The organism is Seonamhaeicola marinus (genome assembly GCF_008085455.1).
In genome coordinates this window covers 1-1,475 of sequence record NZ_VSDQ01000854.1, presented here as the reverse complement: position 1 = coordinate 1,475, position 1,475 = coordinate 1, and the positions used below count along the sequence as shown (strand labels likewise).

The 1,475-nt window shown below is 32.1% G+C and carries 2 protein-coding genes and 1 pseudogene; all 3 read left to right on the top strand.

Going from position 1 to position 1,475, the window contains the following annotated elements; translation table 11 throughout:
• Positions 1–190: pseudogene (locus tag FUA24_RS24420) on the top strand (ABC transporter substrate-binding protein); the annotation flags it as partial.
• A complete protein-coding gene (locus FUA24_RS24415; RefSeq protein WP_147135963.1) occupies positions 191–1,222 on the top strand; it encodes a FecCD family ABC transporter permease in 1,032 nt (343 codons plus the stop codon).
• Between the two features lie 43 nt (positions 1,223–1,265).
• Positions 1,266–1,475, top strand: a 210-nt coding sequence (locus tag FUA24_RS24410; protein ID WP_148546039.1) for an ATP-binding cassette domain-containing protein, incomplete at its 3' end; no start/stop codon positions are given.

Sequence of the window (1,475 nt, the reverse complement as noted above, 5' to 3'; positions counted from 1 at the left end):
TACTAAGTTTAAAGCCTTTCAAAATAAAAGTATTTATACAGTAGCTAACACAACAGGAGCTACTGGTGGTGTTTTATATTATGAACTTGGCTTTACAAGACCAGACTGGGTTTTAAAAGATATTATTAAAATTTGCCATCCTGAATTATTAACAAATTACACACCACATTTTTTAAAAAAACTACCATAATTGCCAAACAAGAAAAAACATAACATAGTATTTGTAGCACTTATTTTAGTGTTATGCATTTGTTTTTTTACTAACATTAGTTTTGGGTCTGTAGCCATTCCTTTTAAATCTATTTTTAATAGTTTAATTGGTAATACATTAGAAAACACAGCTTGGAATCATATTATATTACAATACAGGCTCCCAAAAGCAGTAACAGCAATAATTGTTGGGTCTGGTTTAGGTATTTCGGGCTTATTAATGCAAACACTATTTAGAAATCCGTTAGCAGGCCCGTTTGTTTTAGGTATTAGTTCTGGTGCTAGCTTAGGTGTTGCCCTTGTTATATTAGGCTCTAGTGTTTTTGGTGGTTTTTTCGCTATACTTTTTGCTTCAAAATGGGGCATAGTTTTAGCCGCCAGTTTGGGTAGTTTTTTAGTACTTTTAGCCGTTACACTTGTATCTATTAAAGTTAGAGATACTATGGCCATACTTATAATTGGCCTTATGTTTTCTAGTATAACTTCGGCTATTGTTAGTGTGCTTTCTTATTTTGGTTCTGCAGAACAATTACAGCAATATATTTTTTGGGGCTTTGGTAGTTTGGGCAATTTATCATGGCAAGAAATTGTTATTTTAAGTATAATTTATCTGTTAGGTTTACTAATTAGCATAACTACCATAAAATCTTTAAACAGTTTATTATTAGGCGAAAATTATGCTAAAAGCTTAGGTGTTAACATAAAAAAAAGTAGGTTATTGTTAATTACAGCCACCAGTTTACTTGCAGGAACAATAACCGCATTTGCAGGCCCAATTGCGTTTATTGGTTTAGCAATTCCGCATATAACCAGACAAATTTTTAACACCACTAACCACAAAACTTTAGTACCAGCTGTATTTTTAATTGGTGCCATTGTTATGCTAGTTTGCGATAGCATTTCGCAACTACCAAACACACAATTTACATTGCCTATAAATGCTATTACATCATTAGTTGGAGCTCCTGTAGTTATTTGGCTTTTGGTAAAAAAACGAAACATGCTATTTTAGCACTAATTATAGAAACTAATATACATAACACTGTACATTTAGTATGTTAACACAAGAAGCGCATAACGTTGTTTTAAAAACTAAAAACCTATCTATTGGTTATTCTTCAAAAAAAGAGGAAATTGTAGTGGCTTCAAACATTAATATTGCACTTAAAAAAGGCGAACTTATTGGTTTAATTGGCACTAATGGCATTGGCAAATCTACCTTTTTGCGTACACTAACTAAAGTACAACCTCCCATTAGCGGCCAT